Source organism: Vibrio genomosp. F10 str. 9ZD137 (assembly GCF_049974785.1).
Classification (GTDB): domain Bacteria; phylum Pseudomonadota; class Gammaproteobacteria; order Enterobacterales; family Vibrionaceae; genus Vibrio.
In genome coordinates this window covers 1-1,451 of record NZ_JBNGCJ010000815.1, presented here as the reverse complement: position 1 = coordinate 1,451, position 1,451 = coordinate 1, and the positions used below count along the sequence as shown (strand labels likewise).

2 protein-coding genes are annotated in these 1,451 nt (G+C 44.7%); both read left to right on the top strand.

The genetic code is table 11. The features are described 5' to 3' along the window. Positions 1-769, top strand: a 769-nt coding sequence (locus ACP45E_RS18675) for a chemotaxis protein CheB (protein ID WP_069585420.1), incomplete at its 5' end; no start/stop codon positions are given. Positions 770-813: 44 nt separating this feature from the next. Continuing rightward, the coding region (locus tag ACP45E_RS18670) for a methyl-accepting chemotaxis protein (protein WP_277815724.1) at positions 814-1,451 on the top strand (638 nt) is incomplete at its 3' end.

Genomic DNA, 1,451 nt, shown 5'->3' with positions numbered 1-1,451 from the left:
AGCGGAGCCGACGCTAGAGGCGCTGGAAACTGGGGCTGTGGATTACTTCCCCAAACCAGCGGTAGAAGCAACGGGGGAAATTGTTGAGTACAAAACAGAGATCAATACTAAGATTCGCATGGCAGCGAGAGCCAATGTACAAACTGCTAGCCCAATTGAAATCGCGCCAGAGGTTGATCCAAGTAAAAAACACATACATTGTGAGCTCATCGCTATTGGGGCTTCGACCGGAGGAACAGAAGCGGTGAAGAACGTCCTGTCAGCGCTTCCTGCTGGATTACCACCTATCATTATTACTCAGCATATCAGTGCCATGTTCACTCGTGCCTTTGCTAAGCGGTTAGATGATGCAAGCGACATCGACGTCAAAGAACTCACAGCATCCAAAGCACCGTTAATCAATGGCTGTGCCTATGTGGCTCCTGGGGATAAGCACATCACCGTCTATCGACGCGGTAATCATCTTTTCTGCCAACTAGATGACAGTCCAGCAGTGAATCGGCATAAGCCTTCGGTCGATGTGATGTTTAACTCGGTGGCAGAAGTCGTCGGAGATAAAGCAATCGGAGTGCTGCTTACAGGCATGGGCAACGATGGTGGTAAAGGCATGCTCAATTTAAAAAACAAAGGTGCGATAACATTTGCGCAAGACGAACAATCATCTGTCGTTTGGGGGATGCCAAAAGTCGCTTATGAGCTTGGAGCTGTCGATAAACTGCTTTCGTTAAGTCAAATACCCAAGCAACTGTTTCATTGTATTTACAAATAAAAAAATAATAACGACAAACCATAAAATCATGTCAGGACAGGCTTATGAAAATCACTCGGCTTTCTAACAAGTCAAAGAAGCTTATTGCCTTAACAGTCCAGGTTGGGTTTCTTTCCGCTTGGATGTTCTTATCGCAAAATCTCTTTCACTTAGGGTTAATGATCATCGTCGCGGCAGTACCTTGGTTGGTTCTATCCACATCAAGGCATGATGTCGACAGTATTGAAGTCGATGAAAAATCAGCGGGTATGTTCACTGTCCCAGAAGAGCTCAATCAAATATTGAAAGATGGTCTTCCTAAAATCTCAGAACCACTCGATAGCCAGCACAAAATCATTGATGAATCGGTCGAAACGCTGAACAACAGCTTTTTCAGTTTGCAAAGGGTGAGTGAAGAACAAAGCAAAGTAACGGGATCCTTAGTTGATGGGTTACTTGCCAACAAAGACAGTGAATATGACCTCACTTCTGTTTTACCCAAAATAGAAACCATCATTGCTGAATATGTCGCTACTTTTGTCAATATTTCAGAGAAAAGTATTTCCGCGGTGCACAGTATTCACGACATGTCCGATAAATTACAAACGGTATTCAAGCTATTAGATCAGGTGCGAGGCTTGTCTGAACAAACCAATTTGTTGGCACTCAATGCGGCGATTGAAGCGGCTAGAGCGGGCGAAGC